Below are 26,367 nucleotides of genomic sequence, written 5' to 3'. Positions count from 1 at the left end.
GCAGGTTAGCGTCACCCGGCAAGCCAGCCGCGCACGGCGGCGACGAGCGCATCCCCCCACGTCGTCAGCCGCGCCTCACCCTCCTCCGCCGAGGCTCCCGTCGGGTCACCGAGCACTCCGTTCGGGCTCACGCCGCGGACACCACCGTCGACCAGCCGGTCGAGCAGGTCCGGCAGCGGCGTGGCGTCGCCCGGTTCCGCGGCATCGACGCGAACGTCGGCGGGCCGCAGGTGGAGCAGCACCGACGTCTCCGTTCGCCCCGCGTGCGTGTCGTCGGCCGGTCCGCCAGGTGCCCAGGCGAACACGCGCCTGCCCTCGGCGCGGAGCAGCCGAACGGCCCTGCGCAGCGGCTCCAGGTTGCCGCCGTGACCGTTGACGAACACCACGCCCGCGAAGTGGTCCGCCGAGCGCGCCAACTCCACGAGCAGCAGCTCCAGCGCGTCCTGCCCGATCGACAGCGTGCCGGGGAAGCCGGCGTGCTCGCCGCTCGACCCGTACGGCACGGCCGGGGCCACGAGCACACCCGGCACCCGCTCGGCGAGCCGCCGCGCCAGTGCGGTGGCGATGGTGGTGTCCGTGTGGAGCGGTAGGTGCGGCCCGTGCTGCTCGGTGGCGCCCAGCGGCACGGCGAGCAGCGCGGGCTCGACGTCGGGCCAGTGACGATCGGCGAGCGAGGTCATGTCAGGGGCCGGGAGCACGGGTACGCGGCTCCGGCACGGGGCGCGTCTGGCGCCGGGGAGCGGTGTCGGGTGGTGCGAGTGGAGCCTGGCTCTCGGGCGCGGTCTGCTGGTGCGTGGCGAGTGGGGGCCTCGCGGGCTTGCGTGGCGCGAGTGGGGTCTCGGCACCGGGAACAGCCTGGCCCGGCCTGGCGGTTCGCGGGTGTCGGCGCGCTGCGCACAGCCGCACCGGCGAGCCGCCGACGTGCGTGCGCCCCGCCGCGACACCGCCCACGGTGTCATCGGAGCGCACCTTCGGTGAACGTCGGCAGTAGCGGTGCGGCCGTCCGCTCCCGCACGCAGCCCGCCCACACACCTGCGCCGTAGGCCAGGTCGTCGGCCAGCCGCAGCGCCAGCCACGCGGGGGAGTGGCCCAGTGCCTCCGCCGCACACGGCACCAGCGCCGCGAGCAGCACCCGGCGGCCACGGCGCGTCAGCAGCGCCGCGGGCCACCACGCCCTGCGCGTGGCCTCCGCCAGCAGCCGCCCCGCGCCGAGGTGGCCGAGCGCGGCCAGACGCAGCGATTCCGGCACGGGCACACCCCGGCCCCGCAGCTTGCGTGGGAGCAGCGCAGCGCTGCCCGCCGCCAGCGCCAGTGCCGGCTTCGGCCTGCCCAGCACCAGCAGTGCCCACGCCGCCGCGCTCCACACCGACAGCCTCGCCGGGCTCAGCTTGCCCTGATGCCGCTTCGACAGCGGCGCCGCCGACGTGCCGTACTCGAACCGCTGGCGCAGCCACGGGCGCAGCGCAGCCCTGGGTTCGTGCGTCACCACCGCGCTCGGTTCGTACCGCACCGCGCCCTGTTCGAGCAGCCGCCACACGAGGTCCACGTCCTCGCCGAACCGCAGGTCCGGGTCGAAACCGTCCACAGCGGACAGCGCGGAGCGGCGGACGACCAGCGCCGCGCTCGGCACGTAGCTCACCCGGCTCAGCGGCCTCACCGGAGCCGGGCGCGGTCCGAGGTCCAGGCTCGACCGGTCGGTCTCGTACCGGGCGAGCGCGCCCGCTCCGGCGGCGCTGCGGATGCGGGGCGCCACGGCGAGCACCGTGGGATCGGAGAACTGCGGCAGCAGCGTCTCGAGCCAGCCCGGTTCCGGCACGGTGTCCGCGTCGAGGAACGCCACCAGCCTGCTGCTCGCCAGCCGCCAGCCACCGTTGCGCGCCGCCGCGGGTCCCCGCGAGCGTTCGTGCCGGAGCCACGCGCCCGGCTGCGGCACTCGCGAGCCGTCGTCGACGACGATCGCCTCGCCCACCTCGCCGGTGGCGGCGAGCAGCCGCCGCACGCCGTCGGGGTTGTCCTTGACGGGCACCACGAGCGTCACGTCCGCCGCGGTCAGTTCCGCGGGCGGGCTCGGGTGCACGAGCCCGGCGTCGAGCAGCCTGCGGGCCAGGCGTTCCTCGGCGGGCCCGTCGCCCAGCGGTTCGCCTGCCACCCAGCGCTCCAGCAGCCGGGTGCCCGCGTTGCCGAGCCGCACCAGGCGCAGCGGCGAGCCGCCGATGAGCAGCGGTCCGCGCCTGCGCACCGAGGAGTCCAGCGTGAGCCGCGTGCCCGGCCTCACGGCGCGAACCCCCCGTCCGCGCGCACGACGGTGCCCGTGATCGCCGAGGACTCCGGTGAGCACAGGAAGCACACCGCCGCGGCCACCTCGTCGGGTTCCAGCAGCCGCCCCACCAGCTGGTGCGAGGCGAATTCCTCGACGTCGGCGAGGTCGTAGAGCCGCGCCGTCGCGGTGAGCATCTCCGTGCGCGTCGAGCCCGGCGACACCGCGGTGGCGCAGACGCCGGTGCCGCGCAGGTCGGTCGCTAGGCCCTGCACCAGTCCCACCACGGCGTGCTTGGCCGCGTTGTAGCCCGCGAGGTGCCACAGCCCGTGGTGCGCGGCGGCCGAGGCGAGCGCGACGAACCGGCCCTGGCGCGGCTCGGGCCTGCGCAGCAGGGCGGGGATCGCGGCGCGGGCCAGGTTCGCCACGCCCGTGACGCCGACGGAGAACAGCGCGTCCCATTCGGCGTCGTCGCTCTCCCACAACGGCCGCCCGCCCGCCATCAGCGCGGCCGCGGCGACGGCGGCGTCGAGCCCGCCGAAGCGTTCCTCCGCGAGCTCGACCGCCGCGCGCAGCGCCGCCGGGTCCTGTACGTCGGCGACGACGTCGAGCACCGCACCGGGGTAGGCGTCGGCGAGCGCGGCCAGTTCCTGCCTGGTGCCGAGCGGGTAGGGCACGCGAGGGTCGTCGGCGCACCGGTCGACGGCCACCACCTGCCAGCCCGCCGACGCCAGGCGCCGGGCCACAGCCGCGCCGATCCCGCGGGCGGCTCCGGTGACCAGCGCGACGCTCACAGGTAGCCCTTCCCCCTCAGGTAGTCCAGCAGTTCGTCGGCCGCCTCCGCCGGGTCGTCGGTGACGACCACGCGCGGCGGCTCCCGTTCCTCGTGCGCGCCCGTGAGCCGCAGCAGCCGCAGCCTGGGGTCGGCCTCGCGCGGTGCGGGCAGCTCCTTGGCCCTCGGCCGCAACGGGCGCGCGGCGTGGGCCGTCACCGGCTCGGCCTCGACCGTACCGGCAACCACGGGAATGGCGGCGGTTCTCGCGGCCAGGGTCGAGGGCAGGCTCGCCCTGCGCAGCCGCAGTCCGGCCGGTTCCACGGAGCACACGGCTGGCAGCGGGATCGCCAGCCGTTCCCTGCGGCCCCGGTCGAGCCTGCGCAGGGCGCGCAGCTCACCGTCGGCATAGGACAGTCGCACGAGCCCCAGCGCCTGGGCGCAGTCCAGTTCGGCGGCGAGGAACGCCGGGGTGCTGCCGGTGCCGCGGTCGGCGGAATGGTCGCCCGTGAGCACCAGCGACGGCTCGCCGAGCTCGGCCCTGATGGCTGTGGCCAGTGCCCGCGCGGTCGCGGCGCCCGAGTCGGGTACGCGCGGGTCCCACGGGGCCACGGCCACGCGCAGCACGGCGTCGGCTCCGCACGCGAGCGCGTCGCGCAGCAGTTCGGTGGCCTCCTCGGGCGCGAGCGTCACCGCGACGCACCGGCCGCCTGCCGCCTCGGCGATCCGCAGGCCGTGCTCCAGCGCGCAGCGGTCGGCCTCGCTCGGGCCCGCGCCGCGCGGATCGGACTCGACCTCGCCGGAGAGCGGGTCGATCCTGGCGCGCGCGTCGGTCCAGCGCAGGAGCACGACCACCAGCGGATCAGCCATGCCGGAACACCACGCCCTGGCCGCCATCGGGATAGCTCCAGCTGATCGCGTCGCCGCCGTCGCACACCAGGTAGCACGTGCCGCACTCGAAGCACTGCTCGTAGTTGAACAGGATGCCGCCCTCGGCGGTGGGCACGAACAGGTTCGCCGGGCACGCGTGCACACACGCCTTGGTGGTGCACGAGCGGCACACGTCGGTGTCCACGACGATGTGCGGCTCCTCGGCCACCCGGAAGTCGACCTGCGCCATCCGGTCCTCGAACGAGATGTCGCCGTACCGCTGGTTCACGGGTGCCTCCCGGATGCGGTGAAGGGCACCTTTACTGCATTGAACGCAGTAAAGGTGCCCTTCACCGCGGTTGGTTGGTTCACAGGTGGGTGCCTCCTCAACCGAACGTTCGGAGGCCCGTGAGGGCGTCGCGGGCCAGTTCGCGCAGTGTCACGCCGTGGCGCTTCGCCGACGCGCGCAGCAGCTTGCGCACCCCCGGTTTCGGCCGGGGGTTCTCGACGGTGAACATGCCCTCGACCAGGTCGCACACCAGGCCGGGGTAGCGCCGCTGCATGCGTTCGGAGAGCACGAGCCCTGGCGCCTTGCGCAGTTTCTTGTGATCGGCGAGCACGAACGACGACTCCAGCAGGCGCTTGTACTCACGCAGCCCGGCGAGGTCGCCGGCGGCCAGCGCCGACGCGGCCGCCCTGCCCGCGTACATGCCCGAGCCCAGCGCGAAGTTCACGCCCTCCAGCCAGATCCCGGCCGCGAGGCACATCGCCGCCGCGTCGCCCGCCACCAGCAGGCCGTCGCCGACGAGCCGCGGCATGGTGTCGTAGCCGCCCTCGGGGATGAGGTGCGCGGAGTACTCCACGAGCTCCGCGCCGCGCACGAGCGGCTGGATCGAGGGGTGCCGTTTCAGCTCGGCCAGGATCTCCTCGGGCCGCCTGCCCGACTCGGCGAGCCCCCGCAGCCCGAGCACGAGCCCGACGCTGAGCGTCTCGGCGTTGGTGTAGAGAAAGCCGCCGCCAGGGATCCCCTGGGTGCAGCCGAGCATCTCGATGTCCACGCCCTCGTTGGCGCTGACGCCGAAGCGCTCGTCGATGGTCTTGCGAGGCAGCGCCAGCGTCTCCTTGACGCCGAGTGTGGTGTGCGCGGCCTGGTCGCCGGGGACGAGCCCGGCCTGTTTGGCGAGAAACGAGTTCACGCCGTCGCAGGCGATGACGACCGTGGCGGTGAGGTCGCCGTCGGGCCGGTCGGTGCGCACGCCGACGATCCGGCCGCTCTCGGTGCGCAACAGCCGCGTGGCCACGGTGGAGGGAACCAGCACCGCGCCCGCCTTCTGCGCGTGCCCGGCGAGCCACTCGTCGAACTCGGCGCGGTAGGTCGTGGCGCCGTTGTAGGGCGCGCTGCCCCAGTTCTGGCTGCGGAAGTCCACCGTCATCGAGCGTTCGCCGTCGAGCACCATGGTCTGGCGCCGGGTGACCCAGCGCTGCACCGGCATCTCGTCGTACCAGCGGGGGATCAGCTCGTCGAGCACCCGGCCGTAGACGACGCCGCCGTAGACGTTCTTCGCGCCGGGGAACGGTCCGCGTTCCAGCAGTGCCACCGAATGTCCCGCCCTGGCCAGCTCCAGTGCCGCGGCCGAGCCCGCGGGCCCCGCGCCGACCACGATCGCGTCGAAGTCCGGCCGTCGGGGCTGGTCCACGATCACCGCGGTACTCGCGGGTCCTGCCCTCTCACGCATGTTCGCTCCCGGGGACGTCCAGACGGCGGGCCAGCTCCCGCAGCAGCGCCTGCGCGTCGGTGACCAGCCCGAGGTCGGCCATCGCCGTCATGGGCGAGCTGCCGTCGGTGTTGATCGACACGACGTGGCGCGGGTTGCCGAGCCCGCCGGTGTGCTGGGTGGCGCCGGAGACCCCGAACGCCACGTAGAGATCGGGATCGACGACCACACCGGTGGTGCCGATCTGCCGTTCGTAGGGCGCCCAGCCCGCGTCGGTCACCACGCGCGTCGCTCCGAGGGAGGCGCCCAGCGCCGAGGCGACCTCGCCGAGCAGGTCCAGCGACTCCGGACCGGACAGCCCACCGCGCGCGAGGCCCGCTCCGGCGCCGAGGATGCGCGGCGCCTCCGCGAGGTCCGCGGTGGCCGGGTCGGGATCGAGCACCTCGAGCACCCGCGCGTCGGCCGACTCGGGCACGGTCAGCTCGAGTGCGGTGACCTCGGGCTCCACCTCGGCGGGCGTGCTGCCGCGCACCCCGGGCACGAGTGTCGCGACGAACGGCCGTGACGTATCCACGGTCACCGCGAGCCGTCCGTCCCAGCGGGCCAGTTCGGCGCCCCGCTCACCGATCCGCACGGCACCGGCCAGCAGCGGCCGGTCCAGCTCCGCCGCGAGCCTGGGCGCGAGATCCCTGCCGTCGGCGGAGGCGGGCAGCACCACGCGGCGCACGTTGCGCAGCACCGGCGCGAGCGCGCGCGCCCACGCACCGGCGGCGAAGTCACCGGACTCGGCGCACCACGCGCGGCGCAACGGCGGCAGCTGCGCCATGGCCTCGGCACACCCGGCACCGACGAGCAGCGCGTCGCCACCGGCCTCGGCCACCGCCTCGTCTCCGCCGAGCGGCGGCACGCCACGCCGGATCACCAGCAGGGCAACGCAATCGGCGTTCATATCCCCACCGCCACCCGGTGGCCCTCGATCACGGCGGCGTGCGCGCGGCGGGGCGTCACGCAGTCACCGACGCGGTGCACCTCGAACCCGGCCGCGCCCGAGAGTTCGTGCCACAGCTCGTCCTCCGGCGTCTGGTGCGTCGCGCAGACCACCCAGTCGCAGTGCACGTCCGTGGTCGATCCGGTGGTGTGCGTCAGCATCTGCAGCCGCACACCACCGTCGTCCTGTTCGGCCCCCAGCACGACCTCGTCGGTGGTCTGGGTGATGCCCTTCGCCGCGGCGCGCACGGTGAAGGTCTCCAGGTCCAGCGTCACGCCCAGGTCCTGGCCCACGACCATGCCCGAGGTGGAGATCCGCACGGTGCAGCCGCGGTCGGCGAGTAGTTCGGCCACCGACGTGGCCTGGTGGAAGCCCAGGTCGTCCACCACCACGACGTGCCCCTCGGGCGCGGCCGTGCCGTCCAGCACGTCGCGCACGTCGACGATGCGCTCGATACCGCCCGCCCACCACGGCGCCTGCGGCCTCGCGCCGGTGGCGAGCACCACCACCTCGGGCTCCAGCGCGCGGATCTCGGCGGCGGTCGCGGTGACACCGGTGCGCACGTCCACGCCGTAGCGCCTGCACTCCGACAGCGAGTTGCGCACCACGTCGAGGAACTCGGCCCTGCTCGGCACGCTCGCGGCGAGGCTCACCTGCCCGCCCGTGCCCTGCTGCCGCTCCAGCAGCGTCACCTCGTGCCCGCGTTCGGCAGCCGTCGCCGCGGCCTGCAACCCGGCGGGGCCACCGCCCACCACGACGACCCTGCGGCCACGCCGGATCGGCGTCGGCAGCGCGACGCTCTCCTTGCCCGTGCGGGGATTCTCGATGCAGCCGAGCCAGCGGTTGAGCCCCATGCGGCCCACGCACTCCTGGTTGCACGACAGGCACGTGCGGATCTCCGTCGCGTGGCCGGCGCGCGCCTTGGCGACGAAGTCGGCGTCGGCGATCTGCCCGCGCACCACGCCGATCAGGTCAGCATGTCCCTCGGCGAGCGCACGGTCGGCCTGCAGCGGGTCCTTGAACCGGCCCACGCCGACCACCGGCAGGTCCACCGCCTTGCGCAGCGCGCTCGGGATGAACATCGCGTAGCCGGGCGGGATGCTCATCGACGCCTCGATCATGTAGAGCGTCGACGTGGCGACCCCGATCGAGGTGTTGATGTAGTCGACACACCCGCTCGCCTCGACCCATCTGGCCACCTCGACGGCCTCGTCGATCGTGGTGCCGCCCTCGATCAGCTCGTCACCGCACAGCCGCACGCCCAGTGCCATTCCCGGCCCGATCGCCTCGCGCACGGCGGCCACGAGCCGCAGCAGGAGTCTCGCGCGGTTGGCCAGCGAGCCGCCGTAGTCGTCGTTGCGCACGTTGGTGGCGGGGGAGAGGAAGCCGCGCACGATCGAGGAGTGCGAGCACTGCAACTCGACGCCGTCGAACCCGCCCGCTCTGCAGTGCTCGGCCACCGTCGCGTAGCCGGCCACGATCTCGTCGATCTCGGCGAGCGTGACGCCCTTGGGAACCTCGCGAAACAGCGGGTCCGGCACCGGCGAGGGCGCCCAGACCGGCAGTCGCGAGTACATGCTGGACGCCTGCCCGCCGTTGTGGTTGAGCTGGGCGAAGACCGGGACGTCGTGCGCGTGCACCGCGTCGGTGATGCGCCGGTAGCCGGGGACCACCTCGGGGTGGAAGCCGTGGATCAGCTTCTCGTACGGCCAGTCCGTGGGGTGGGTCGAGTGCTCCTCGGTGATGATGAGCCCGGCGCCGCCCCGGGCGCGCGCCGCGTAGTAGGCCGCGTGCTGCTCGCTCGGCAGGCCGTCGTGCGCGTAGTTCGTCAGGTGCGCGGAGAACACCACGCGGTTGGCCAGTGTCACCGGTCCCAGCCGCAGCGGCGAGAACAAGTGGCGGTAGCGGCTCGTGGCACTCATGGGCGCACCGCCAGCGGCCTCGTCGCCAACGTCAGCGCCGCCCTGCGGCCTTCGAGTACGGCCTCGTGCACGGTCCGGGGCGCCACGCGGTCGCCAGCCTCGACCGCGCCCTCGGGCGCGGGGGCGGGATCGGGCAGCCGGTGTCCACAGTGGATCAACGTGGTGCAGTCGAGCCGGGTGGGCGTGCCGGTGACGGCGTCGGTGACCACCACGTGGTCGGCGTGCACCTCGCGCAGCACGCTGCGCTTGGCCAGGCGCACTCCGGCCCGCTGCAGGCGGGCGTTGGCGTCGGCGAGGTCGCCGGTGAGGGCGAGCTGGGTGCCGATCACCTGGTCCTGGCTGATGATCGTGGTCGGCCTGCCCGCCGCGGCCGCCAGTTCGGCGATGCCGACGCCCACCGCGTCACCGACCGGGTCATGGACGGCGACCGGGCCCTCCGGCAGCAGGGACGGCTCGCGCAGCAGGTCCACGACGTCGAGCACGCGCCCGCCGTCGTACACGGTGTAGCCGCGCGGTCCTGGCACCGAACCGGTCGCCACCACGACATCGCCGGAGAGCCCGGCGAGATCCACCTCGGTGCCGGTGGCGATGTCGACGCCGAGCCCGCGCACCTCGTCCTCCAGCCAGCGGGCGAGCAGGCCCAGCCGATCGCGGCCGGGCACCCGCGCGGCCAGCGCGAGCGCGCCGCCGAGGGTGTCCTCGCGCTCCACCAGGCGCACCCGGTGCCCGCGCAGCGCGAGCACGCGCGCGGCCTCCAGGCCCGCCGGTCCGCCGCCCACGACCAGCACGGATCGTGGGGTATCGCTGCCGTCCACGGGGGTGTCGGTGAGCTCGTGCCCACTGCGCGGGTCGCCGATGCAGCTGACGATGGGGTTGCGGTTGTCGCGCACCCGGCACCGCTGGTTGGTGAGCGTGCACGGCCGCACGCGCTCCGGTGTGCCGAGCTTGCGCACCAGTTCGGCGTCGGCGATCTGCGCTCGGGTCAGCTCCACCAGGTCGGCGGCGCCGTCGGCCAGCGCGTGCTCGGCCTGCTCGGGATCCACCACGGAACCCTGCAGCACCACCGGCGACGCACCGGCCACGGCCGTGCGGATCGTGCGGCACAGCTCGAGGTTGAAGCCCGGCTCGGTGTGCGAGTCGGGGCGCGTGGCCGAGGTGCCCATCGCCGAGCCGCGTACCACCACGAGGTAGTCGACCCCGGCGGCGAGGTCCGTCGCGAGTTCCTGCGCGTGCTCGGGCGTGATGCCCGCCCACGGCGCCAGCTCGTCGCACGACAGGCGCAGCCCCAGCACCAGTTCGTCGCCGAGGCGGGCCCGCACCGCGGCGAGCACCTCGCGCAGCAGCAGCGCCTTGTCGGTGCCGTAGGCGTCTCCGCGCTGGTTGGTGAGCCCGGAGAGGAACTGCCGCAGCAGTGAGTGCTGGCCCGCGTCCACCTCGACGCCGTCCAGCTCGGACTCCACGGCCAGCTCGGCTGCGCGCGTGAACCCGGCCACGACCGCGCGGATCTCCGCGGCCTCCATTTCCATCGGCAGCTCGCGGCTCGCGACGTCGGGCACACGCGAGGGCGCCCACAGCGCCCGCTGCGAGTACGCCGACGAGCCCTGCGAACCCGCGTGGCCGAGACCGGCGAGCACGAGCGTCCCGTGTGGACGGCAGGCTCGCGCGACCGAGGCCCAGCCCTCGCCGCAGTCGGCCGCGAGCGGCGCCCGTTCGTAGGGCCAGTCGGAGTCGTCGACGCTGGCCGTCTCGGTGACGACCAGCCCCGCACCTCCCGCGGCGCGGCGCTCGTAGTAGGCCACGTGGGCCTGCGAGATCGCCCTGCCGCGCGCGAGGTTCGTCTCGTGCGGCCCGAAGACGACGCGTGACGGTGCGCGGCGGCCGGCCAGCATGACCGGCTCGGTGAGTCTCACGGCCGGAAACCGGCCAGCGGACTCGTGTCGCACGCGCGATCCGGCAGGCGTTCGGGTTCGGGCGGACCCCAGCCGATGTCGACACCGATGCGGCTGCGCTTGGCCCGGTTCGGTTTGGAATGGTCCTTGTCCGGCCTCGGCTTGGCCGCGTCGGCGCCGACGAGGGCGAGCGCGCGTTCGCCGTTGCCCTTGACGCATTCGGGATCCGGGCCGTCGAGCGGGATGCCGGTGAAGAACTTCGCCGCCATGCAGCCGCCCTGGCATGAGTCGTAGGCCGAGCACGACGTGCACGCGCCGCCGGTCTGCGGCGTGCGCAACCGCGCGAACAGGTCGGACGTGCGCCACACGGAGGTGAAGCCGCCCTCGTCACGCACGTTGCCCGCGAGGAACTCGTCGTGGATCGCGAACGGGCACGCGTACACGTCGCCGATCGGGTCGATCAGGCACACCACGCGGCCCGCGCCGCAGAGGTTCAGTCCCGGCAACGGAGTGGAGCCGAGCGCGTTGAGGTGGAAGAACGAGTCGCCGGTGAGCACGTTCTCGCCGTTGTCGACCAGCCACTCGTAGAGCTGGAGCTGCTGGTCGGCCGTGGGGTGCAGCTCGTCCCACGTGTCCGCGCCCCGGCCGGAGGGACGTAGGCGCGTGATCCGCAGCTGCGCGCCGTATGCGTCGGCGATGCGCTTGAACTCGTCGAGCTGGGCGACGTTGTGCCGCGTCAGCACCACACTGATCTTGAAGTCGCGAAAGCCCGCGTCGCGCAGGTTCTCCATGGCGCGCACGGTGGTGTCGAACGAACCCGGCCCGCGCACGTGGTCGTTGACCTCGGCGGTGGCGCCGTCGAGGGAGAGCTGCACGTCGACGTAGTCGGTGGAGGCGAGCCAGCGCGCCCGCTCCGGCGTGATGCGCACGCCGTTGGTGGAGAACTTCACGCCGACATCGTGAGAGACGGCGTAGGTCACCAGTTCCCAGAAGTCGGGGCGGATGGTGGGTTCACCGCCGCCGATGTTGACGTAGAAGACCTGCAGGCGCTGGAGTTCGTCGATCACCGCCTTGCAGTCCGCTGTGGACAGCTCGCGGGGATCGCGGCGGCCGGACGACGACAGGCAGTGCACGCACGAGAGGTTGCAGGCGTAGGTCAGTTCCCAGGTGAGACAGATCGGGGCGTCCAGCCCGGTCTGGAAGTGCTCGACGAGTTTCATGACGTCCCTCTTGCTTCGATCGTGCCCGCGGAGAGCAGCCCGGCGAGCGCGTCGAGGTAGCGCTGGTGCTCGGCCGGGGGAACCTCGGCCGAGACCAGCGCGGCCTGCGCATCGGGTTGCTGCTCGAGTTCGCGGACGACGTCAACCAGTAGCCGGGTCTTCAGAAACGACAGTTTGCGAGTGGTGAAGTCGTACACGAGAGCGCCGAACGGTTCCGGCCGTAGCGAGACCGACGAGCTCAGCCGGTACGGCCGGTCCGGGGCGAACTGATCAGTAGACACCGCACATGCCGTCGATCGAGACTTCTTCGACGAGCAGGTCCTCTTCGACGGTGACCTCATTGGTGGCGGACTCGTTCATGGCAAGCTACTCCTCACTGAGCAGGTTGTACCGTCGTCGCGAGGGTATATGGCACCGAGTGCCAAATGGAAGGGATCGGGGCGGAAAGGTGTCGGAACCACCCGTTCGGCCAGGCCGGCGCCGAGCGACCAGCCACCACGAACTCGAGGCCGTGGCGTTCGAACTGTTCGACCACGAGGGATTCGACGCCACCACCGTGGACGCGATCGCGAAGCGCGCAGGCATCGGCAGGCGCACCTTCTTCCGCTACTTCGACTCCAAGAACGACGTGGTGTGGGGCGCCTTCACCGAACAGCTCGACCACATGCGGGAACAGTTCGCGCGGCGGCCGGCCGACGAACCACTGATGGAATCGGTGCGCGCCGTGGTGGTGGAGTTCAACCGCGTGGACCCCGAGGAGGTGCCGCGGCACCGCAGGCGCATGGAGCTGATCCTGCGCGTGCCCGCGCTGCAGGCGCACTCGACGCTGCGCTACGGCGACTGGCGGGCCGTGGTCGCCGAGCACGCGGCGGGCAGACTCGGAGAGGATCCCGGGGCGCTGCGCCCGCAGGCCATCGCCTACGCCGCGCTCGGGGTGTCGCTCGCGGCGTACGAACACTGGCTGGCCGAGCCAGGACGGCAACTGTGCGACGTCCTGGACGAGGCGCTCTCGGAACTGGCACGAGGCTTCTCCCTGAACTGAGCGCCCACGGGCCTACCCCAGACGCGGTGAAGGGCACCTTTACTGCGTTGAACGCAGTAAAGGTGCCCTTCACCGCAGTGGGCATCGGCGGCTGGCAACCGCTACGGGGCCTTGAACTTCACGATCTCCGCCGTCGACTCTCCCGCGGGCGTGCGGTAGGTGATCGTGTCGCCCTTCTGGTGACCCGCGATGGCGCGCCCCAGCGGACTGTCGGCCGTCAGAGCCGACACGTCGTCCTCGTCGGCCTCCTCCGCGAAACCGACCACGACCATGTCCTCGACGCTGCCGTCACCGAACTTCAACGTCACCTGTGTGCCCGAGCGCAGCGCCGATTCGGGGTCTGCGGACGGGCCGCCGTGCAGCAGGTCGTAGACCTCCGCCATGCGACGGTCGAGCCGCGACACCACCTCGGCGCGCTCGAGCAGGTCGGCCTGGTCCGCGCTGTCGCCGAGCGGGTCCTCCCCGAGCCGGGGGGCCAGCGACTCACGTTGCTCGCGTAGCTGGTCGAGCTCCTTCTCGAGCCGCGCGCGGGTCGCCGGGCTCAAGCCTCCGGTGGACGTCATTGGCCCATTGTCAGGCTTGAGTGCCCGGCTCGCCACGTCGTTCGCCGAGGTCACCCGTGGCGGCGACCTCGATCAGCGGCCGTAGCCCGCCTTGCGCAGCGCGTCGGCCATCGCGCCGCCCGCACCGCCCTGGCCACCCTGCCCGCCCTGACGCTGCTTGCCCTGACCGCCCTGGCGCTGCTGCGGCTTGCCGCCACGGCCGCGGCCGCCACCTTGCTGGCCGCCTTGACCACCTTGACCGCCCTGGCCGCGCTGCTGGCGCTGCTCGCCGCCGCCCTGCTTGGCGTCGTCGTCGAGCCGCAGCGTCAGCGAGATCCGCTTGCGCGCCACGTCGACGTCGAGCACCTTCACGCGCACGACGTCACCCGGCTTGACCACCTCACGCGGGTCCTTGACGAAGTTGTGCGACATCGCCGAGACGTGCACGAGGCCGTCCTGGTGCACGCCGACGTCCACGAACGCGCCGAACGCGGCCACGTTGGTGACCACGCCCTCCAGCGTCATGCCCGGCTCGAGGTCGCCGATCTTCTCCACCCCGTCGGCGAAGGTCGCGGTCTTGAACTCGGGCCGGGGGTCGCGGCCCGGCTTCTCCAGTTCGGCGATGATGTCGGTGACCGTCGGCAGGCCGAACGTGTCGTCGACGAACGACTCCGGCTTGACCCCGCGCAGGGCGCGCGAGTCGCCGATCAGCTCGCGGATGCCCACGTTGGTCTCGTCCAGGATGCGGCGCACGACCGGGTAGGCCTCAGGGTGCACGCTCGAGGCGTCGAGCGGGTCGTCACCGTCGGGGATCCGCAGGAAGCCCGCGCACTGCTCGAACGCCTTCGGCCCGAGCCGCGCCACCTCCTTGAGCGCGGTCCTGCTGCGGAACGGACCATTGCCGTCGCGGTGCGACACGATGTTCTCCGCCAGCGTGGTGCCGATGCCCGACACGCGGCTCAGCAGCGGCACCGACGCCGTGTTGAGGTCGACACCGACGGCGTTCACACAGTCCTCCACCACCGCGTCGAGCGAGCGCGAGAGCTTCGACTCCGCCAGATCGTGCTGGTACTGGCCCACACCGATGGACTTCGGGTCGATCTTCACCAACTCCGCCAGCGGGTCCTGCAGCCTGCGCGCGATCGACACCGCGCCGCGCAGCGACACGTCGAGGCTGGGCAGCTCCTGCGACGCGTAGGCCGACGCCGAGTACACCGAGGCACCCGCCTCGGAGACCACGATCTTGGTGAGCTTCAGCTCGGGGCGCAGCTTCACGAGCTCGCCCGCGAGCTTGTCCGTCTCGCGCGAGGCCGTGCCGTTGCCGATGGCGATCAGCTGCACGTTGTGCTCGCGAGCCAGCTTCTCCAGCTTGGCCAGCGACTGGTCCCACTGCGACTGCGGCTTGTGCGGGAAGATCGTGTCGGTGGCCACCACCTTGCCGGTGCCGTCCACGATCGCCACCTTCACGCCCGTGCGGTAGCCGGGGTCGAGACCCATCGTCGAGCGCGTGCCCGCGGGCGCGGCCAGCAGCAGGTCGCGCAGGTTGGCGGCGAACACGCGCACGGCCTCGTCCTCGGCGGCCTGGCGCAGCCGCATCCGCAGGTCGATGCCCAGGTGCAGCAGGATCTTCGTGCGCCACGCCCAGCGCACCGTGTCGCCGAGCCACTTGTCGGCGGGCCTGCCCTGGTCGTCGATGCCGAAGCGCTCCGCGATGCTGATCTCGTAGTCGCTCGGGCCCCGCTTCGGCTCCGCCTCGGGAGCGGGCGGCTCCTCCGGGTCCGTCGTGAGGTCGAGGATCTCCTCCTTCTCACCACGGAACAGGGCGAGAATGCGGTGGGAGGGCAGCTTCGTGAACGGCTCGGCGAACTCGAAGTAGTCCGAGAACTTCGCGCCGTCGGTCTCCTTGCCCTGCCGGACCTTCGACGTCACCCAGCCGCGGTTCCACATGCGTTCACGCAGCTCGCCGATCAGGTCGGCGTCCTCGGCGAAGCGCTCCACCAGGATGGCCTTGGCGCCGTCCAGCGCGGCGGCCGCGTCGGCCACGCCCTTCTCGGGGTCGACGAACACCGTGGCCGCGGCCTGCGGCTCCGTGGTCGGGTCGCCGAGCAGGCCGTCGGCCAGCGGCTCCAGCCCGGCCTCCTTGGCGATCTGGGCCTTGGTGCGCCGCTTCGGCTTGTACGGCAGGTAGATGTCCTCGAGGCGGGCCTTCTCCTCGGCGGCCATGATGCGGGCCTCGAGCTCGGCGTCGAGCTTGCCCTGCGAACGGATCGACTCGAGGATCGTGGTGCGGCGCTCCTCCAGCTCGCGCAGGTAGCGCAGCCGGTCCTCCAACGTGCGCAGCTGCGTGTCGTCGAGCGCCCCGGTCACCTCCTTGCGGTACCTGGCGATGAACGGCACGGTCGAGCCCTCGTCGAGCAGGGTGACGGCGGAGCGGACCTGCCCCTCGCGGACACCGAGCTCGTCGGCGATCTTCTGATGAATCGACACCTTCTCAGCCACGAAGGGCATTGTGCCCTGTGCCGAGTGAGGCATCATCGGCCCATGGCCGACTACGACATCAAGCCACGAAGCAGGGCCGTGACCGATGGCATCGAGCGCGCCGCCGCTCGCGGCATGCTGCGGGCGGTCGGGATGGGCGACGACGACTTCGCCAAGCCCCAGATCGGCATCGCCTCGTCGTGGAACGAGATCACCCCCTGCAACCTGTCGCTGCAGCGCCTCGCCAAGGCCAGCAAGGAGGGCGTCGACTCCGGCGGCGGGTTCGCCATGGAGTTCGGCACGATCTCGGTCTCCGACGGCATCTCGATGGGCCACGAGGGCATGCACTTCTCGCTCGTGTCGCGCGAGGTCATCGCCGACTCCGTGGAGACCGTCATGGAGGCCGAGCGGCTCGACGGCGCCGTGCTGCTGGCCGGCTGCGACAAGAGCCTGCCCGGCATGCTCATGGCCGCGGCCAGGCTCGACGTGGCGGCCGTGTTCCTCTACGCGGGCTCGACGCTGCCCGGCACGGTCGACGGCCGTGAGGTGACCATCATCGACGCCTTCGAGGCCGTCGGCGCGTGCGCGCGGGGCCTCATCACGCGCGAGGAGGTGGACCGCATCGAGCGGGCCATCTGCCCCGGCGAGGGCGCCTGCGGCGGCATGTACACCGCCAACACGATGGCGTGCGTGTCCGAGGCGCTGGGCATGTCGCTGCCCGGCTCGGCCAGTCCGCCGTCGGTCGACCGCCGCCGCGACGGCTTCGCGCGAGCGGGCGGCGAGGCGGTGGTGGAACTGCTGCGCAAGGGGATCACCGCGCGCGACATCCTCACCCGCGAGGCCTTCGAGAACGCGATCGCGGTGGTGATGGCGCTCGGCGGCTCCACCAACGCCGTGCTGCACCTGCTCGCGATCGCCAACGAGGCGCAGGTGGAGCTCACCCTCGACGACTTCTCCCGCATCGGCGACCGGGTGCCGCACCTCGCCGACGTCAAGCCCTTCGGCAAGCACGTCATGACCGCCGTCGACCGGGTCGGTGGCGTGCCCGTGGTGCTCAAGGCGCTGCTCGACGCGGGTCTGGTGCACGGCGACTGCCTCACCGTCACCGGGGCGACGCTCGCCGAGAACCTCGCCGAGCTGGCCCCGCCAGAGCTGGACGGCGAGGTGCTCCGCAGGCTCTCGGACCCCATCCACCCCACGGGCGGGCTGACGATCCTGCACGGCACGCTCGCGCCCGAGGGCGCGGTGGTGAAGAGCGCGGGCTTCGACTCCACCCGGTTCGAGGGCACCGCGCGGGTCTTCGACGGCGAACAGGCCGCGATGGACGCGCTGGGCGAGCTCAAGGCCGGTGACGTGGTGGTGATCCGCAACGAGGGTCCGCGCGGCGGGCCGGGGATGCGCGAGATGCTCGCCGTCACCGGTGCGATCAAGGGCGCCGGGCTCGGCAAGGACGTCCTGCTGCTCACCGACGGCCGCTTCTCCGGCGGCACCACGGGGCTGTGCGTCGGGCACGTGGCTCCCGAGGCGGCCCACGGCGGGCCGATCGCGTTCGTGCGCGACGGCGACCCGATCGTGCTCGATCTGGCCGCTCGCACGCTCGACGTCGTGGTGGACGAGGCCGAACTGGAGCGCCGCCGGGAGGGCTGGCGGCAGCCGCCACCGCCGCGGCGCACCGGCGTGCTGGCGAAGTACTCCAAGCTCGTTGGCTCGGCGGCGCGGGGGGCGGTGTGCTCGTGAACAGGACAGCGCTGGTGACGGGCGGCACCGGGGGACTCGGTGTCGCGGTGACGAGGGAACTGCTCGCCGACGGCTGGCGCGTCGTCGTGCCGTGGATCGCCGAGCGGGAGCTGGAGCGGCTGGGCGAGGCCGACGGACTCGAACTGGTGCGCGCGGACCTGTTCGATCCCGCCGACGCCGCGCGCTGCGCCGAGCGGGCCGCGAGCGACGCGGGCGCACCCCTGCGGGCGGTGGTGAACCTGGTGGGCGGCTTCGCGATGGGCGAGCGCGTCGCCGAGACGCCGGTGGACGACTTCGAGCACCAGCTTCGGCTCAACCTGCGGCCGACCTACCTGACGGCTCAGGCGGCGGTGCCACACCTGCTCGAGGCGGGCGGCGGCGCGATCGTGTGCATGTCGAGCAAGGCCGCGCTGCACCCGTTCCCCGGCGCCGCCGGGTACGTGACCTCGAAGGCCGCCGTGCTGGGCCTGGTCGGCGCGCTCGACGCCGAGTACTCGCGCCGGGGCATCCGCGTCAACGCGGTGCTGCCGAGCATGATCGACACCCCGGCCAACCGCGCGAGCCAGCCCGACGCCGACCGCTCGGGCTGGGTGTCGCCGGAGCGCATCGCGAAGGTGATCGCCTTCCTGTGCGGCGACGAGTCCGGAGTGGTGAGCGGAGCCCAAGTCCCGGTCTACGGCCCATAACCACCCGCGAGTCCCCCGCCCAGGCGCGCGAGTCCCCCGCTCAGGCGCGCGAGTCCCCCGCTCAGGCGCGCGAGTTGCCCGCTCCGGACGCTGAGTCGGCCGGCTCAGCGCCTGCTGGGCACGACGAAGAGCTCCTTCGCGACGTTCTTGCTGATGTTCGTGTTCGCCGCCAGGTCGATGTTCTGGTCGTTGATCGCGTCGCCGTGGCCAAGCATGTCCTTGGCCAGGGGTGCTGTCAGGGCGACGCTTGATGCGGAGTCGACCACGTCGATGGCCTTGACTTCCTGTACGCCCGCGGCCGCCGCCTTCGCTGCGCGGACGCCGGGGACGAGACCGACGGCGTCACCCGCCACCATGCGCCAGGCCCGGGGATCGTCGTAGCTGCCGGTGGCCGCCATGTCGCCGGCGTGCAGTGCCAGGGCCGCGCCGCCGGCCACCAGCGCGATCGGCGCCGCGATCATGTTCACGCCGGGGATCAGGGCACCGACACCCGCGACCGTCGCGATCATCCCCGCGATGTGGCCCGCCTTGCTCATCGCCGTCGTGCTGTCCGGCGCGGGCGGCGGTGCCTGCAGTCCCTGGGTCTGCGCGTCGACCAATGCCTGGAGCCGCTGTGCGATTTCGGCGGCGAACTGCTGCTGCTGGGCCGCTCCCGCCGCGCCGTACATCGGATTGCCCAGCTGGAGGTACGCGGGCAGGTTCGCGTTGATGTCGGCGACGATGGCGTTCTTGACGTTGATCAGGGCCTTGGCGTAGCGCTCGGCCATCGCGGCCTGTTGCTCGGCGCCTGCCTTCTGGCTGTCCAGCGTGACGGCTCCGTTGCCGATCTGCTGGCCCATCGTCTGCCCGGCCGGGTCGTTCCAGGCCTGCTGGGAGGCCTTCTGCGCGTCGTTGAGCTCGGTGCCCATCAGGTGCGCGGTCTCACCGGCTTTGCGCCAGTCGTCGGCGAGCTTCTGGACCTGGTCCTCGTTGTCGGGCGGCCAGGGATCGGAGATCGCCTTGACCGCGGCCCACAGTTCGTTGTTCGGTTCAGCGATGGCCATGCGCGCTCAACCCTGCGGGAACGACTGGCCGCCGCGGGCGTCGGCGTCGAGGTAGTCCTGGACCGCGAGCCTGCCCGCCTCGGCCAGCTTCTGCGCGGCCTCGGCGATCCTCGCGGCCTCGTCGTTGAGCCGCTGCTCGCCGGGCGCGAACCCGGCCAGGAAACCCGCTCCCATCGGGCCTTGCCCGACGCCGCCGGTGCCACCCGAGACCGCCGCCGACCACTTGCTCTGGAAGTTACTGCCCGCGTCTCCGACGCCGGTCATCGCCGACGTTGCGCCGTCGGTGTCCATGTGCACGCCGTCCTGTCCAGCCACTGCCGGTCTCCCTTCGCTCTGCTCAGCGTTTCGCCGAGGCCGACGTCAGTTCCAGCTGCCGCGTCGTGAGCTCGAACGCGCGCTCGTCGGCAGCCGCCCGCGCCGCGCGGTAGGTCTCCGTGATCTCGCGGGACAGCGCCGCGGAGTCCGGGCTGCGGTAGAGCCGAGGGTCCAGCTCCAGCTCCAGCAGGTCACCGCGCGCGTTCACCTTGACCGTGATCAGGCCGTCGTCGGACTCAGCGGTCTCCTCGACCTCGGCGAGCCGTGTCTGGATGTCCCTGATCTCGTCGGCCAACTGCTCGAACCGCACCGGTTCGTAGGTCAGCACCAGGTGTCGCGTCTCCATGCCCGTCTCCCTCATGTCCCTGCCGACACGTGGGGAAATTCTGTCGCGGGCGGCGCCCGGCCGGGCTCGCGTGGCAGCTTCTGGCCACGGCTGCTCCGGCTCGTTACATTGCCTCATGAGGCTAGAAGTCGTCCGGCGAGTCGATGCCGGACTCGAAGTGGTCTGGGCCGCGCTCGCCGATATCGAGAGCTGGTCCCGGTGGACCGAATCCATCACGTCGGTGCGCAGGCTGGACACCGGCCCGTTGCGGGTCGGCAGCCAGGCGCGCGTGAAGCAGCCGCGGCTTCCCGAGCAGGTCTGGCGGGTCACCGAGCTGACCGAGTCGGCCGGTTTCACCTGGGAGACGCGCGGACCCGGCGTCACGACCATCGGCGGGCACTGGCTCACCGACGCCGACGGAGCCGTCACGGCCACGCTCACGCTGGAGCAGCGCGGGCCGCTGGGGGCCGTGCTGGGCATGGTGCTCGGCGGCCTGTCGCGGCGTTACGTGAACCTGGAGGCCGACGGGCTCAAACGCGCCGCCGAAAGCTCCTGAGCTGTACCGGCGCTGAGGCCTGGGGGCGGGACTCGCGGTCTGAGGCGCACGGTTCGTGGGGTCTGGGTGCGCGCTCGCGTGCCGGGTGCGCGACGCGTGGGCCTGGGTGCACGACACGGGCTCCGTAGCGCGGGACTCGCGGGTCTGGGCGCAGGACTCGTCAGGCGGAGCGGGGGACTCGCGAGCCGGAGTGCGGGACTCGCGCGCCTGGGCGGGGGATTCGCGCTCCGGAGCGGGGGACTCGCGAGCCTGGGCGTGGGACTCGCGGGCTGGGGTGGCCGGGTTATCGGGAGTGGCGGATTGCGCACGTTGTGGTGGCGTGGGCGTAGAGCTTGCCGTCGTCGACGCCCTCCAGGCGGGCCTCCGCGGTGCCGATGGTGCGCCCGACGTGCACGGTGGTGGCCGTCGCGCGCAGCGGCCCCGTGCCGGCGGTGGCCGCGCGCAGCATGTTGACGTTCAGCTGCACCGTCGTGTACGTGCTGCCCTCCGGCAGCGTCGACATCACCGCGCAGCCGAGCGCGGAGTCGAGCAGCGTCGCGAAGTACCCGCCGTGCACCGTGTTCATCGGGTTGTAGAGATGCTCGCCGGTGCCGCCCTCGAACACCGCCCTGCCCTCGTCCACCTCGACGAGCTCGAAGCCGAGCGTCTTGCCGATCCCCGGCGCGGCGATGTCGCCGCGCAGCAGGGCACGCAGGAGTTCCAGACCGGTCATGCGACTCACGGTAGTGCGCCCGTTCGGCGGGACAAGTACGAAATCCGTACCCCTAAGGTCACGGGATGGGCGGCTACGGACAGTTCTGCGCGGTCGCGCGCGCACTCGAGATCCTGGGCGAACGGTGGACCCTGCTGATCGTGCGTGAGCTGCTGCTGGGGGAGCGGCAGTTCAACGACATCCGGCGCGGCATTCCCCGCATCTCCAAGACGATGCTCTCGGCCAGGCTCAAGACGCTGGAGCGTCACGACGTCATCCGGCGCGAGGACGGCGGCTACCGGCTCACCGAGGCGGGCCGGGACCTGGCCGGCGTCGTGCGCGAGCTCGGCGGGTGGGCGATGCGCTGGGACCGCAGGGAACTCGAGCCCGACGACCTCGACGCGGGTTCGCTGGTGTGGGACATCCGGCGCCGCGTGGTCCCGGAAGCTCTGCCCGCCCAACGAACCGTGGTGGCACTGCGGTTCCGCGAGCCGACGTCGATCTACTACCTCTACGTCCGCCGTCCGACGGTGACGTTGTGCCCCGACGACATCGGCCTTCCGATCTCGCTCACCGTCGACGCCGAACTCGACGCGCTGACCCGCTACTGGATCGGCGAACTCGGGTGGCCGCAGCTGGTGCGGTCCGGCGCGGTGGAGCTGACCGGACCGACCGCTCTTCGCAGAGCGTTTCCGACCTGGTTCGCCGGCTACATCCTGCGCGACGCGTCCTGAACTGTCGGTGCCCGCTGTTAGACAGGACTTCGGCGAGACAGCGCGCGGGGGAGGAGCCGGCAATGGTCAAGGTTCTGGTCGCGACGGCGCGAACGCAGGGTGCACGGCCCGACGACTACCACCGGTGCGTCGAGGGCGAACTGGTGTGGATCGCGCCGATGTGCGCGAAGGACCGGCACGATCCCGACGGTGGCTGCGGGTGCGGGCGCGGGTTCGCCGGCCTGAACTCGCATGGCGCCACCACCACGGCGATGGTGCGCACGGTGCCGCTCGACCGGGCCGACTACATCGAGGCCATCCGGTCCAGTTTGGACTGGCAGGGCTTCGATTCGGTGCTGTCGCCGGAGATCGCCGACGCGCTGTTGGAGCTGAGCGGCGAGCTGCCTGAGGGCGCGGTGGTGGAACACCGGCTGGAGTACGTGCAGGTCAGGGAGCGGGCTCCGTGACGAGTCCGGTGCCCTCCAGTGCGGGCAGGCCGTCGATGCTGTGGGAGTCCTTCCTGGTCCAGTACTCGGTGAGGTCGTCGTCGCTGCGCCGGGAGTGCATGCGCAGCAGCAGGTCACGTTCGCCCGCGTAGTCCATCAGCGGCACGGAGAAGCCACACGAGTCGCTCACGCGCTCCACCTCGACGTCGATGATGGTGCGCGCGCCGTGCTCCTGCTCCGGCGTGAAGTGCTCGAGCAGCTCGGCGTACTCCGCGCTGTCCCGCGGGACGGCGCGGCCGCGGCCGTGCAGGCGCACGATGTTCGGCGGCCCGCTGAACGCGCAGAACATCAGCACGATGCGGCCGTTGTCGCGCAGGTGCGCGACGGTCTCGGCACCGCTGCCCGTGTAGTCGAGGTAGGCGACCCGGTGTTCGCCGAGCACCGCGAACGTGCCCGCCATGCCCTTCGGCGACACGTTCACGTGCCCGTCCGGCGACGTCGGCGCGGTGCCCACGAAGAACACCGGTTGGGCGATGATGAACTCGCGCAGCCTGCCGTTGATGCCCTCGTGCACCTTCATCGCGCCTCAGTCCCCTTCGAGATCTCCCTCGACACGGAGGTACACCTCGCGCATCTTGTCCAGTAGTTCGGGATCCGGCTGCTCCCACAGCCCACGGTCGGCGGCCTCGTTGAGCCGTTCGATGATGCCGCGCAGCGCCCACGGGTTGGCCTGGGCCAGGAACTCCTGGTTCTCCTTGTCCAGCACGTAGGACTCGGAGAGCTTCTCGTACATCCAGTCGTCGACCACGCCCGCCGTGGCGTCGAAACCGAACAGGTAGTCGACGGTGGCGGCGAGTTCGAACGCGCCCTTGTAGCCGTGCCTGCGCATGGCGGCCAGCCAGCGCGGGTTGACCACGCGGGCCCGGAACACGCGCGCGGTCTCTTCACCGAGCGACCGGGTGCGCACAGAGTCGGGTGTGGTGCTGTCCCCGACGTACGAGGCGGGCGCCGTGCCGGTGAGCGCGCGCACCGTGGCGATCATGCCGCCGTGGTACTGGAAGTAGTCGTCGGAGTCGGCGATGTCGTGCTCGCGGGTATCGGTGTTCTTGGCCGCCACCACGATGCGCTTGTACGAGCTCTCCATGTCCTCGCGGGCGGGGGCGCCGTCGAGGTCGCGACCGTAGGCGTAGCCGCCCCACACGGCGTAGACCTCGGCGAGGTCGGAGTCGTCGCGCCAGTTGCCGGAGTCCATCAGCGGCAGCAGGCCGGCGCCGTAGGTGCCCGGCTTCGAACCGAAGATGCGGGTGGTGGCGCGGCGTTCGTCACTGTGGGCGGCGAGGTCGGCGCGCACATGGGCCCTGACGAAGTTCTGCTCCGCCGGCTCGTCGAGCCCGGCGACCAGGCGCACCGCGTCGTCCATCAGGTGGATCACGTGGGGGAACGCGTCGCGGAAGAACCCGCTGATGCGCACGGTCACGTCGATGCGCGGCCTGCCCAGCTCTGACAGGGGGATCGGCTCGATGCCGGTGACGCGGCGCGACGCCTCGTCCCAGACCGGCTGCACACCGAGCAGCGCGAGCACCTCGGCCGCGTCGTCCCCGGACGTGCGCATGGCGGAGGTGCCCCACACCGACAGCCCCACCGAGCGCGGCCAGTCGCCGGTGTCCTCGCGGTAACGCCGCAGCAGTGAGTCGGCGAGCGCCTGCCCGGTCTCCCACGCCAGCCTGCTGGGCACCGCCTTGGGGTCGACGGTGTAGAAGTTGCGGCCCGTGGGCAGCACGTTGATCAGCCCGCGCAGTGGCGAACCGCTGGGGCCGGCCGGGATGTAGCCGCCGTCGAGGGCGTGCAGCACGGCGTCGATCTCGCCGTCGGTGCCCGCGAGCCTCGGCACGACCTCGGTCGCGGCGAAGCGCAGGACGTCGGCGGCCGCCGGGGTGGCCGCGCACACGGAGTCCACCGCGTCGACCGCCCACCCGTGCTCCTCCATCGCGGACACGAGCGCGTGCGCGGTCTGTTCCACGGCGTCCACTTCGGACATCGGCGCGTTCTCGGTGAGGCCGAGTGCCGAGCGCAGGCCTGGGACGGCGCCCTGCTTCCCGCCCCACATCTGCTGCGCACGCAGCATCGACAGCACGAGGTTGACCCGCGCCTCGCCCGTCGGCGCCTCGCCGAGGATGTGCAGGCCGTCGCGGATCTGGGCGTCCTTGACCTCGCACAGCCAGCCGTCGATGTGCAGCAGGAAGTCGTCGAACTCCGCGTCGTGCGGACGTTGTTCGACCCCGAGGTCGTGGTCGAGCTTCGCGGCCTGGATCAGCGTCCAGATCTGCTGGCGGATCGCGGGCAGCTTCGCCGGGTCCATCGCGGCGATGTTGGCGTGCTCGTCGAGCAGCTGCTCCAGTCGCGCCATGTCGCCGTAGCTCTCGGCGCGCGCCATCGGCGGGATCAGGTGGTCGACGATCGTGGCGTGGGCGCGGCGCTTGGCCTGCGCGCCCTCGCCGGGGTCGTTGATGAGGAACGGGTAGATCAGCGGCAGGTTGCCCAGCACAGCGTCCGGAGCACACGACGCCGACAGGCCCGCCGTCTTGCCGGGCAGCCACTCCAGCGATCCGTGCTTGCCGAGATGCACCACGGCGTGTGCGCCGAACTCCTCCTCGAGCCACCGGTACGCGGCGAGGTAGTGGTGGCTCGGCGGCAGGTCCGGGTTGTGGTAGATCGCCACCGGGTTCTCGCCGAACCCTCGCGGCGGCTGGATCATCAGCAGCACGTTGCCCGCCTGCAGCGACGCGAGCACGATGTCGCCGTCGTCGACGTAGAGCTCGCCGGGCGGCGGGCCCCAGTGCTCGGTCATGCCGTCGCGCAACTCCGCGGGCAGCGCGTCGAACCACTCGCGGTAGCGCTCGGCGGGCACGCGGATCGGGTTGCCGGACAGCTGTTCCTCGGTGAGCCACTCGGGGTCCTGCCCGCCCGCGGCGATCAGCGCGTGGATCAGCGCGTCGCCGTCCGGCTGGTCGGTCTCCGTTGGCACCACGCCGGGGAACGCGTCCTCGCCGAGGTCGTAGCCCAGCTCTCGCATGCGGCGCAACAGCTTCACCGCCGAGGCGGGTGTGTCCAGACCCACGGCGTTGCCGACGCGGGAGTGCTTGGTGGGGTAGGCCGAGAGCACCAGCGCGATCCGGCGCTGCTCCGGCGGGGTGTAGCGCAGGCGTGCGTGGGCGAGTGCGATGCGGGCGACCCGCGAGGCGCGTTCGGTGTCGGGCACGTAGCGCGGCAGGCCGTCGGCGTCGAGTTCCTTGAACGAGAACGGCACCGTGATGAGCCTGCCGTCGAACTCGGGTACCGCCATCTGGTTGCCCGCGTCGAGCGGCGAGAGGCCCTCGTCGTTGGCCTCCCACGCCTCGCGATCGCTGGTCAGGCACAGCGCCTGCAACGTCGGAACGTCGAGCGCGGCCAGTTCCGCCACGTCCCACGACTCGTCGTCGCCACCCGCTCCGGCCTCGGCGGGTTTGGTGCCGCCCGCGGCGAGCACGGTGACCAGCAGCGCGTCGGCCTTGCCCAGTTCGGCCATCATCTCCGGCTCGCGCGAGCGCAGCGACGCGCAGTAGACCGGCAACGCCCTGCCGCCCGCGGCCTCGACCTGCTCGGCGAGTGCCTCGACGAAGGCGATGTTGCCGGAGAGGTGATGTGCCCGGTAGTAGAGGATCGCCACCACGGGGCCATCGTTGGCGGGGCGTTCGAGCACACCCCACGAGGGCTGCTCGGCGGGCGGTTCGAAACCGTCGCCCGAGAGCAGCAGCGTGTCCGAGAGGAAGCGGTGCAGCTGGGTGAGGTTCTCCGGGCCGCCGTGGGCGAGGTAGGCGTGCGCCTCGGTGGCGATGCCCGCGGGCGTGGTCGACAGCGACATCAGCTCGGCGTCGGGCGTCTGCTCCCCGCCGAGCACCACCACGTGTGCGCCGCTCTCGCGGACCACACGCAGGCCCTCGGCCCACGTGCGCTCGGTGCCGAGGATGCGCACGACGACGATCGGCGCGCCCTCCAGCAGACCGGGCAGCTCGGCGAGTTCGAGCCTGGCGGGGTTGGCCAGCCGGAAGTCGGCGCCGCTGGCGCGAGCGCTCAGCAGGTCGGTGTCCGACGTGGACAGCAGCAAGATCACAGGTAGCCTC

The 26,367-nt window shown here is 72.3% G+C and carries 26 protein-coding genes; 6 read left to right on the top strand and 20 right to left on the bottom strand.

Annotated features, from left to right (window positions below):
* Positions 1 to 11: 11 nt before the first annotated feature.
* The 12 genes from mftE to mftA all read right to left on the bottom strand — a co-directional run bounded on the left by mftE (position 12) and on the right by mftA (position 11,993).
* Positions 12 to 680, bottom strand: coding sequence for a mycofactocin biosynthesis peptidyl-dipeptidase MftE (mftE, locus tag JHE00_RS21770; protein ID WP_200321299.1), 669 nt, complete (start codon positions 678 to 680; stop codon positions 12 to 14).
* A gap of 275 nt (positions 681 to 955) precedes the next feature.
* A complete protein-coding gene (gene mftF / locus JHE00_RS21765; protein WP_200321000.1) occupies positions 956 to 2,275 on the bottom strand; it encodes a mycofactocin biosynthesis glycosyltransferase MftF in 1,320 nt (439 codons plus the stop codon).
* Positions 2,272 to 3,051, bottom strand: a complete 780-nt coding sequence (locus JHE00_RS21760; RefSeq protein WP_200320992.1) for a mycofactocin-coupled SDR family oxidoreductase — start codon at positions 3,049 to 3,051, stop codon at positions 2,272 to 2,274. Before JHE00_RS21760 ends, mftF begins: the two co-directional genes overlap by 4 nt.
* The gene (locus tag JHE00_RS21755; protein WP_200320990.1) at positions 3,048 to 3,899 is read right to left on the bottom strand and encodes a mycofactocin-associated electron transfer flavoprotein beta subunit; all 852 of its coding nucleotides are present in this window, start codon (positions 3,897 to 3,899) and stop codon (positions 3,048 to 3,050) included. Before JHE00_RS21755 ends, JHE00_RS21760 begins: the two co-directional genes overlap by 4 nt.
* Positions 3,892 to 4,188: a ferredoxin family protein gene (locus JHE00_RS21750; RefSeq protein ID WP_307832053.1), complete on the bottom strand. Its 297-nt coding sequence runs from the start codon at positions 4,186 to 4,188 to the stop codon at positions 3,892 to 3,894. Before JHE00_RS21750 ends, JHE00_RS21755 begins: the two co-directional genes overlap by 8 nt.
* A 97-nt stretch (positions 4,189 to 4,285) precedes the next feature.
* Entirely contained in the window at positions 4,286 to 5,635 is a 1,350-nt protein-coding gene (locus JHE00_RS21745; RefSeq protein WP_200320988.1) for an FAD-dependent oxidoreductase, read from the bottom strand.
* Entirely contained in the window at positions 5,628 to 6,563 is a 936-nt protein-coding gene (locus JHE00_RS21740; RefSeq protein ID WP_200320986.1) for a mycofactocin-associated electron transfer flavoprotein alpha subunit, read from the bottom strand. The genes JHE00_RS21745 and JHE00_RS21740 overlap by 8 nt, the downstream gene beginning before the upstream one ends.
* Positions 6,560 to 8,524: a mycofactocin system FadH/OYE family oxidoreductase 2 gene (locus tag JHE00_RS21735; RefSeq protein WP_200320984.1), complete on the bottom strand. Its 1,965-nt coding sequence runs from the start codon at positions 8,522 to 8,524 to the stop codon at positions 6,560 to 6,562. The genes JHE00_RS21740 and JHE00_RS21735 overlap by 4 nt, the downstream gene beginning before the upstream one ends.
* Complete coding sequence (locus tag JHE00_RS21730; RefSeq protein ID WP_200320982.1) at positions 8,521 to 10,434, bottom strand: mycofactocin system FadH/OYE family oxidoreductase 1; 1,914 nt, start codon at positions 10,432 to 10,434, stop codon at positions 8,521 to 8,523. Before JHE00_RS21730 ends, JHE00_RS21735 begins: the two co-directional genes overlap by 4 nt.
* Positions 10,431 to 11,633 (bottom strand): mycofactocin radical SAM maturase, encoded by a 1,203-nt coding sequence (gene mftC, locus JHE00_RS21725; protein WP_200320980.1) that lies wholly within the window; start codon positions 11,631 to 11,633, stop codon positions 10,431 to 10,433. The genes JHE00_RS21730 and mftC overlap by 4 nt, the downstream gene beginning before the upstream one ends.
* Complete coding sequence (gene mftB, locus JHE00_RS21720; RefSeq protein ID WP_200321326.1) at positions 11,630 to 11,914, bottom strand: mycofactocin biosynthesis chaperone MftB; 285 nt, start codon at positions 11,912 to 11,914, stop codon at positions 11,630 to 11,632. The genes mftC and mftB overlap by 4 nt, the downstream gene beginning before the upstream one ends.
* A complete protein-coding gene (gene mftA, locus JHE00_RS21715; RefSeq protein ID WP_200320978.1) occupies positions 11,904 to 11,993 on the bottom strand; it encodes a mycofactocin precursor MftA in 90 nt (29 codons plus the stop codon). The genes mftB and mftA overlap by 11 nt, the downstream gene beginning before the upstream one ends.
* 151 nt (positions 11,994 to 12,144) lie before the next feature.
* Between mftA and mftR the strand changes: the two genes are divergently transcribed.
* On the top strand, positions 12,145 to 12,675 hold the full coding sequence (gene mftR, locus JHE00_RS21710) for a mycofactocin system transcriptional regulator MftR (RefSeq protein WP_307832052.1): 531 nt from the start codon (positions 12,145 to 12,147) through the stop codon (positions 12,673 to 12,675).
* Between the two features lie 101 nt (positions 12,676 to 12,776).
* On the opposite strand, the gene JHE00_RS21705 is transcribed toward mftR, so the two are convergent.
* Positions 12,777 to 13,238, bottom strand: a complete 462-nt coding sequence (locus JHE00_RS21705) for a GreA/GreB family elongation factor (RefSeq protein ID WP_200320973.1) — start codon at positions 13,236 to 13,238, stop codon at positions 12,777 to 12,779.
* A gap of 72 nt (positions 13,239 to 13,310) precedes the next feature.
* Positions 13,311 to 15,725 carry a Tex family protein gene (locus JHE00_RS21700; protein WP_200320971.1) on the bottom strand — a complete coding sequence of 805 codons (2,415 nt, stop codon included), beginning with the start codon at positions 15,723 to 15,725 and terminating at the stop codon, positions 13,311 to 13,313.
* 33 nt (positions 15,726 to 15,758) lie between these two features.
* Between JHE00_RS21700 and ilvD the strand changes: the two genes are divergently transcribed.
* On the top strand, positions 15,759 to 17,432 hold the full coding sequence (gene ilvD / locus JHE00_RS21695) for a dihydroxy-acid dehydratase (RefSeq protein ID WP_200320969.1): 1,674 nt from the start codon (positions 15,759 to 15,761) through the stop codon (positions 17,430 to 17,432).
* Positions 17,429 to 18,118 carry an SDR family oxidoreductase gene (locus JHE00_RS21690; RefSeq protein ID WP_307832051.1) on the top strand — a complete coding sequence of 230 codons (690 nt, stop codon included), beginning with the start codon at positions 17,429 to 17,431 and terminating at the stop codon, positions 18,116 to 18,118. The genes ilvD and JHE00_RS21690 overlap by 4 nt, the downstream gene beginning before the upstream one ends.
* Before the next feature lie 104 nt (positions 18,119 to 18,222).
* Here the strand turns inward: JHE00_RS21690 and JHE00_RS21685 are convergent, their stop codons facing one another.
* The 3 genes from JHE00_RS21685 to JHE00_RS21675 are packed head-to-tail and all read right to left on the bottom strand — an operon-like array spanning position 18,223 to position 19,822.
* A complete protein-coding gene (locus JHE00_RS21685; protein ID WP_200320965.1) occupies positions 18,223 to 19,161 on the bottom strand; it encodes a WXG100-like domain-containing protein in 939 nt (312 codons plus the stop codon).
* 6 nt (positions 19,162 to 19,167) lie between these two features.
* Positions 19,168 to 19,476, bottom strand: a complete 309-nt coding sequence (locus tag JHE00_RS21680) for a hypothetical protein (protein WP_200320963.1) — start codon at positions 19,474 to 19,476, stop codon at positions 19,168 to 19,170.
* A 22-nt stretch (positions 19,477 to 19,498) separates the two neighbouring features.
* On the bottom strand, positions 19,499 to 19,822 hold the full coding sequence (locus JHE00_RS21675) for a YbaB/EbfC family nucleoid-associated protein (protein ID WP_200320961.1): 324 nt from the start codon (positions 19,820 to 19,822) through the stop codon (positions 19,499 to 19,501).
* A gap of 115 nt (positions 19,823 to 19,937) precedes the next feature.
* Between JHE00_RS21675 and JHE00_RS21670 the strand changes: the two genes are divergently transcribed.
* Positions 19,938 to 20,357 carry an SRPBCC family protein gene (locus JHE00_RS21670; RefSeq protein WP_200320959.1) on the top strand — a complete coding sequence of 140 codons (420 nt, stop codon included), beginning with the start codon at positions 19,938 to 19,940 and terminating at the stop codon, positions 20,355 to 20,357.
* 283 nt (positions 20,358 to 20,640) lie between these two features.
* Here JHE00_RS21670 and JHE00_RS21665 read toward each other — a convergent pair whose 3' ends face one another.
* A complete protein-coding gene (locus JHE00_RS21665; RefSeq protein WP_200320957.1) occupies positions 20,641 to 21,069 on the bottom strand; it encodes a PaaI family thioesterase in 429 nt (142 codons plus the stop codon).
* A gap of 65 nt (positions 21,070 to 21,134) precedes the next feature.
* Between JHE00_RS21665 and JHE00_RS21660 the strand changes: the two genes are divergently transcribed.
* Both JHE00_RS21660 and JHE00_RS21655 read left to right on the top strand, forming a co-directional pair.
* Complete coding sequence (locus JHE00_RS21660; protein ID WP_200320955.1) at positions 21,135 to 21,782, top strand: winged helix-turn-helix transcriptional regulator; 648 nt, start codon at positions 21,135 to 21,137, stop codon at positions 21,780 to 21,782.
* 62 nt (positions 21,783 to 21,844) lie between these two features.
* Positions 21,845 to 22,228: a DUF7715 family protein gene (locus tag JHE00_RS21655; protein ID WP_200320953.1), complete on the top strand. Its 384-nt coding sequence runs from the start codon at positions 21,845 to 21,847 to the stop codon at positions 22,226 to 22,228.
* On the opposite strand, the gene JHE00_RS21650 is transcribed toward JHE00_RS21655, so the two are convergent.
* Together JHE00_RS21650 and cobN are read right to left on the bottom strand one after the other, a co-directional pair.
* On the bottom strand, positions 22,209 to 22,787 hold the full coding sequence (locus tag JHE00_RS21650; protein WP_200320951.1) for a pyridoxamine 5'-phosphate oxidase family protein: 579 nt from the start codon (positions 22,785 to 22,787) through the stop codon (positions 22,209 to 22,211). The genes JHE00_RS21655 and JHE00_RS21650 overlap by 20 nt on opposite strands.
* A 6-nt stretch (positions 22,788 to 22,793) precedes the next feature.
* Positions 22,794 to 26,357 (bottom strand): cobaltochelatase subunit CobN, encoded by a 3,564-nt coding sequence (gene cobN / locus JHE00_RS21645; protein ID WP_200320949.1) that lies wholly within the window; start codon positions 26,355 to 26,357, stop codon positions 22,794 to 22,796.
* Positions 26,358 to 26,367: the final 10 nt, after the last annotated feature.

Source organism: Prauserella cavernicola (assembly GCF_016595675.1).
GTDB lineage: Bacteria > Actinomycetota > Actinomycetes > Mycobacteriales > Pseudonocardiaceae > Prauserella_A > Prauserella_A cavernicola.
The sequence above is the reverse complement of the archived record's forward strand: the minus strand, read 5'-3'. Positions and strand labels throughout refer to the sequence as shown.

Bases quoted from the DNA above. Each gene is read 5' to 3' on its own strand.
- mftE (WP_200321299.1), bottom strand. From the start codon at position 680: ATGACCTCGCTCGCCGATCGTCACTGGCCCGACGTCGAGCCCGCGCTG.
- JHE00_RS21670 (WP_200320959.1), top strand. From the start codon at position 19,938: ATGAGGCTAGAAGTCGTCCGGCGAGTCGATGCCGGACTCGAAGTGGTC.
- mftA (WP_200320978.1), bottom strand. From the start codon at position 11,993: ATGAACGAGTCCGCCACCAATGAGGTCACCGTCGAAGAGGACCTGCTC.
- JHE00_RS21675 (WP_200320961.1), bottom strand. From the start codon at position 19,822: ATGGAGACGCGACACCTGGTGCTGACCTACGAACCGGTGCGGTTCGAG.
- JHE00_RS21740 (WP_200320986.1), bottom strand. From the start codon at position 6,563: ATGAACGCCGATTGCGTTGCCCTGCTGGTGATCCGGCGTGGCGTGCCG.
- JHE00_RS21755 (WP_200320990.1), bottom strand. From the start codon at position 3,899: ATGGCTGATCCGCTGGTGGTCGTGCTCCTGCGCTGGACCGACGCGCGC.
- JHE00_RS21735 (WP_200320984.1), bottom strand. From the start codon at position 8,524: ATGAGTGCCACGAGCCGCTACCGCCACTTGTTCTCGCCGCTGCGGCTG.
- mftC (WP_200320980.1), bottom strand. From the start codon at position 11,633: ATGAAACTCGTCGAGCACTTCCAGACCGGGCTGGACGCCCCGATCTGT.
- JHE00_RS21705 (WP_200320973.1), bottom strand. From the start codon at position 13,238: ATGACGTCCACCGGAGGCTTGAGCCCGGCGACCCGCGCGCGGCTCGAG.
- ilvD (WP_200320969.1), top strand. From the start codon at position 15,759: ATGGCCGACTACGACATCAAGCCACGAAGCAGGGCCGTGACCGATGGC.
- JHE00_RS21665 (WP_200320957.1), bottom strand. From the start codon at position 21,069: ATGACCGGTCTGGAACTCCTGCGTGCCCTGCTGCGCGGCGACATCGCC.
- JHE00_RS21700 (WP_200320971.1), bottom strand. From the start codon at position 15,725: ATGCCCTTCGTGGCTGAGAAGGTGTCGATTCATCAGAAGATCGCCGAC.
- JHE00_RS21745 (WP_200320988.1), bottom strand. From the start codon at position 5,635: ATGCGTGAGAGGGCAGGACCCGCGAGTACCGCGGTGATCGTGGACCAG.
- JHE00_RS21685 (WP_200320965.1), bottom strand. From the start codon at position 19,161: ATGGCCATCGCTGAACCGAACAACGAACTGTGGGCCGCGGTCAAGGCG.
- JHE00_RS21650 (WP_200320951.1), bottom strand. From the start codon at position 22,787: ATGAAGGTGCACGAGGGCATCAACGGCAGGCTGCGCGAGTTCATCATC.
- JHE00_RS21655 (WP_200320953.1), top strand. From the start codon at position 21,845: ATGGTCAAGGTTCTGGTCGCGACGGCGCGAACGCAGGGTGCACGGCCC.
- JHE00_RS21660 (WP_200320955.1), top strand. From the start codon at position 21,135: ATGGGCGGCTACGGACAGTTCTGCGCGGTCGCGCGCGCACTCGAGATC.